This window comes from Phormidium sp. FACHB-1136, assembly GCF_014697375.1.
In the GTDB taxonomy this organism is placed as follows: Bacteria; Cyanobacteriota; Cyanobacteriia; order Phormidesmidales; family Phormidesmidaceae; genus Nodosilinea.
Window position 1 is genome coordinate 1 of sequence record NZ_JACJRS010000179.1, and the last position, 5,260, is coordinate 5,260.

Consider the following 5,260-nt stretch of genomic DNA (forward strand, 5'->3'; position numbering starts at 1 on the left):
AGGAATAATGTCATTGAGATATTTTAAGGTTTTATTTTTGTTGAGCAATTCCTGCTGGCGTTCCTCAAAGTCCCAGAATCCTTTTTGTCCCATAGTCCTGATGAGAAGTGAGTAATTTATACTGTCTATGATCTCATCTTTTCGTGTCTATCGACTATCTCTTTAAGAATCAAAATACGGTAGTCCTATTTCGTACAGGCTAGAGAATAATCAGGCGACCCTAGAGACCTTACGGCAGTAGATTGCTGTTTTTGGCTGTTTTTTTCTCTGACCCGTAGATTAATGCACTACCCAAAATACTAATGATCAAATATTGGGCTATTAGCAAATATTTCAGGAATCTAGATTTCGACATGAGTCTCATTGTGAGACAGTGCCTTCAGTATTTTTCGAGGTGCCCTGATGAGAAATGAGTGATTTATATTATCTATGATCTCATCTTTTTGTGTCTATCGACTATCTCTTTAAGAATCCAAATACTAATGATCAAATATTGGACTATTAGCAAATATTTCAGGAGTCTGGATTTCGGCGTGAGTCTCATTGTGAGACAGTGTCTTCAGTATTTTTCGAGATGCCCAACGGTATGTGAGGGATCAGTCATGAAGTTTCAATCCCTGAGAGGGCTTGGAGTTGGTTGGAACTTGCTCATTACATCGCCGCTTGTTGATACACCCCTGTTTCAATCCCTGAGAGGGCTTGGAGTTGGTTGGAACCCCCGATGGACGACTGACCATTAAGGCGGAATATGTTTCAATCCCTGAGAGGGCTTGGAGTTGGTTGGAACGATTTGACATTGGCTTCCAGGGTGTTTTTCATTAGGTTTCAATCCCTGAGAGGGCTTGGAGTTGGTTGGAACCGGGCGCTATGGGGCCAATGGAGGTGTCACATTCGTTTCAATCCCTGAGAGGGCTTGGAGTTGGTTGGAACTTGCACCATTGCGCATGAGGGAGTGATTGAGTGCCGTTTCAATCCCTGAGAGGGCTTGGAGTTGGTTGGAACCCACCATGGCCACAAACAGCACCCACTGAAGCCAATGTTTCAATCCCTGAGAGGGCTTGGAGTTGGTTGGAACCTCGAACCGTGGCACCTCCAACCGTGGTACGGCTCGGTTTCAATCCCTGAGAGGGCTTGGAGTTGGTTGGAACTGTCGAGCATTTCAGGCGTGAGGTAGGGGCTGTTGTTTCAATCCCTGAGAGGGCTTGGAGTTGGTTGGAACTGAAGCCTGCCGCCTTCTGCCTCAAGGTGTTCAAGGGTTTCAATCCCTGAGAGGGCTTGGAGTTGGTTGGAACGCGCACCACACCAATAAGCCGGGAAGGCTTCAATCGTTTCAATCCCTGAGAGGGCTTGGAGTTGGTTGGAACGCAATCCTCATCCCCCGTGAGCGTAATCACGTCCAGTTTCAATCCCTGAGAGGGCTTGGAGTTGGTTGGAACCACCCACGACACCCGACCCCGACCCGGACGCGCAATGTTTCAATCCCTGAGAGGGCTTGGAGTTGGTTGGAACTAGCCGCTACAGTTTCACTGATAAAGAGTCCGGTAAGTTTCAATCCCTGAGAGGGCTTGGAGTTGGTTGGAACCTTGTAGCGCTTGTAGGGAATCCGGCTGGGAACGTTTCAATCCCTGAGAGGGCTTGGAGTTGGTTGGAACGAAATCCTACGCCGTGGCCGATAACCGATCCTCTGTTTCAATCCCTGAGAGGGCTTGGAGTTGGTTGGAACAGCTTCAGATCGTTGACTACGTTACTGCGATTAAGGTTTCAATCCCTGAGAGGGCTTGGAGTTGGTTGGAACGAGCTTCTCAAGTATTCCCAAATGATGGGGTATCACTGGCTGTTTCAATCCCTGAGAGGGCTTGGAGTTGGTTGGAACTTGGCCCTTCACTCCATATGATTAATCGTGTTTTGTTTCAATCCCTGAGAGGGCTTGGAGTTGGTTGGAACCTCCGGCTGCTGGTGGCCGATGGGCAAGCGGTCGCGTTTCAATCCCTGAGAGGGCTTGGAGTTGGTTGGAACCATACCGGGCTTCAGTGTATTTAGCGCAAATTAGAGTTTCAATCCCTGAGAGGGCTTGGAGTTGGTTGGAACACCCCACTCATTTCTGGGATGGCGACGAGTGGATCGTTTCAATCCCTGAGAGGGCTTGGAGTTGGTTGGAACGTTCAGCCCTTGATTTAGCGCTTGAAGCTTCACTGTTTCAATCCCTGAGAGGGCTTGGAGTTGGTTGGAACTCCTCGCTGGTGTTGATGTTGCCAACATCCAGGCTGTTTCAATCCCTGAGAGGGCTTGGAGTTGGTTGGAACTCCAAGGGTTTTCAGATTCCTGCTTAAACCCGTTAGTTTCAATCCCTGAGAGGGCTTGGAGTTGGTTGGAACGGTACAGCCATGAACTGGGGTTGTCATAGGCATAGGTTTCAATCCCTGAGAGGGCTTGGAGTTGGTTGGAACCGGCAACCCCCAGAGAAGCGCCCTGGCCATCCTCAATGTTTTCAATCCCTGAGAGGGCTTGGAGTTGGTTGGAACCGTTTATCGAGGGGAAAGGCATATTTCAACCCATTATTTTCAATCCCTGAGAGGGCTTGGAGTTGGTTGGAACCCCCTACGGGCGATGGGGGGGGCCGCACCAAAAGCTTTTCAATCCCTGAGAGGGCTTGGAGTTGGTTGGAACCCCTCCGTATTGTGAATAGGATGGCATCATGAATCATTTTCAATCCCTGAGAGGGCTTGGAGTTGGTTGGAACCTCTTCACTCAGGGCACCAGCACCCCACCGGACAGTTTTCAATCCCTGAGAGGGCTTGGAGTTGGTTGGAACCGGCATCATGAATCAAACTGAATTGGTGTTGTCTCCTTTTTCAATCCCTGAGAGGGCTTGGAGTTGGTTGGAACCTGGAATCAAAGCTGTTGTCATGGCGAATTTCCTCTTTTCAATCCCTGAGAGGGCTTGGAGTTGGTTGGAACCTCAATTTGTACAACTTGATTAACAGAACAATGGCATTTTCAATCCCTGAGAGGGCTTGGAGTTGGTTGGAACCCTTCCATAATGAAGTCGGGCCGCTGTCCGACCATTTTTCAATCCCTGAGAGGGCTTGGAGTTGGTTGGAACCGAGGGAGACAACAGGCTTAGGCTTAGGAGCGCCTTTTCAATCCCTGAGAGGGCTTGGAGTTGGTTGGAACCGGGGCTTACATTGGATGGCCCAGCAACTTTGGCATTTTTCAATCCCTGAGAGGGCTTGGAGTTGGTTGGAACCCCAAATTACAAAACCGACGTAGACAGGAATTTTCATTTTTCAATCCCTGAGAGGGCTTGGAGTTGGTTGGAACCAGCCCCGCTCAGCCCACAGCCCCCGCCAGGTTTTTTTTCAATCCCTGAGAGGGCTTGGAGTTGGTTGGAACCTAATTCGGGATTGGCAGGCTCAACAGAGATAAGAGTTTTCAATCCCTGAGAGGGCTTGGAGTTGGTTGGAACCTGCAAAGCTCCAATGCATGTTTGAGTTGATAGTGATTTTCAATCCCTGAGAGGGCTTGGAGTTGGTTGGAACCGAATTAATGGATTTGGTGACAGTCTGGCACAGACTTTTCAATCCCTGAGAGGGCTTGGAGTTGGTTGGAACCCCCACTCCCCCTCCTGTCGCAGTATCGGACTGAGGGTTTTCAATCCCTGAGAGGGCTTGGAGTTGGTTGGAACCCTCTTCATTTAGGGCACCAGCCCCCCAACGGATAGTTTTCAATCCCTGAGAGGGCTTGGAGTTGGTTGGAACCCCCTAGAAACTACACGTCACCTATCGGAGCGAGAGTTTTCAATCCCTGAGAGGGCTTGGAGTTGGTTGGAACCAAGGGCGTGTATCCCCCTCGTCGCTGGTGGGCCATGTTTTCAATCCCTGAGAGGGCTTGGAGTTGGTTGGAACCAAAGGCCACCTGTGCGAGGGCCTCAAAGGCCAACTTTTCAATCCCTGAGAGGGCTTGGAGTTGGTTGGAACCCCCCGGCTGAACACCCTGATTTCTCGGTACATCCTTTTTCAATCCCTGAGAGGGCTTGGAGTTGGTTGGAACCGCGTTTTAGTTCGAGTTCAATCCTGTTAGCGTCAATGTACATCCTTTTTCAATCCCTGAGAGGGCTTGGAGTTGGTTGGAACCCGGGAACCGCCGCCAGGTGGAACACCACGCCGCCTTTTTCAATCCCTGAGAGGGCTTGGAGTTGGTTGGAACCGAACCAGAGGCAGCGTCGACCCAAGTTTGCACAGAGGTGGAACACCACGCCGCCTTTTTCAATCCCTGAGAGGGCTTGGAGTTGGTTGGAACCATACCCGTCAAGCCATGCCCAAAAGAAAGCTAAATTTTCAATCCCTGAGAGGGCTTGGAGTTGGTTGGAACCCCGATTCTTGCCAGCCGTCGAGGGCCACGACCAGTTTTCAATCCCTGAGAGGGCTTGGAGTTGGTTGGAACCCGGAGCGGGGAGGACGATACCTACGCGACGCTAGATTTTCAATCCCTGAGAGGGCTTGGAGTTGGTTGGAACCAATTTTAGGAATTGTCAGATACAAATCACCAGTCTTTTTCAATCCCTGAGAGGGCTTGGAGTTGGTTGGAACCCCGCCCGGATGACCCGATAGCGGGTGCCTATCATTTTTCAATCCCTGAGAGGGCTTGGAGTTGGTTGGAACCGAACACACATCCCTAGTCTATGCCTACCCTTGCCTTTTTCAATCCCTGAGAGGGCTTGGAGTTGGTTGGAACCGGTTCAATGCTGCACGATGGTCAGTTTGTACTAGCGGTTTTCAATCCCTGAGAGGGCTTGGAGTTGGTTGGAACCCTAACGGCTTTCTAGCTTACTAAGCACGGCCTCTATTTTCAATCCCTGAGAGGGCTTGGAGTTGGTTGGAACCGCGTTTCGTTCATGGTGTGAGGGTTTCCTATTGCTTTCAATCCCTGAGAGGGCTTGGAGTTGGTTGGAACCAAATTCCTGAATATTCCATTTTTCAATAGGGCGCATCTTTCAATCCCTGAGAGGGCTTGGAGTTGGTTGGAACCTCACTACCCACCCCGCAAAGCTCGAATCAGCATCAGCTTTCAATCCCTGGTAGTGCATTAATGCACGGGACAGAGGAAAATCAGGCTACGCCACCACGATAATCAGGGAGACAAACGCATGGCCATCGAGATGACCTGTCCGACCTGTGGGTCTCACGATATCTCCAAGAACGGCACCAGCCATCGCGGGAAGCAAAATTACAAGTGCCGGGACTGTGGCCGTCAATTTGTG

At 50.3% G+C, this 5,260-nt stretch carries 1 protein-coding gene and 1 CRISPR repeat array; the gene reads left to right on the forward strand.

Features of this window, described 5'->3' with window-relative positions; genetic code table 11:
* The first annotated feature begins 608 nt into the window (after window positions 1–608).
* A CRISPR array of direct repeats spans window positions 609–5,028; the repeat unit is 36 nt; unit sequence TTTCAATCCCTGAGAGGGCTTGGAGTTGGTTGGAAC.
* 130 nt (window positions 5,029–5,158) lie between these two features.
* Window positions 5,159–5,260, forward strand: a 102-nt coding sequence (locus tag H6G62_RS25870; RefSeq protein ID WP_199324940.1) for an IS1 family transposase, incomplete at its 3' end; no start/stop codon positions are given.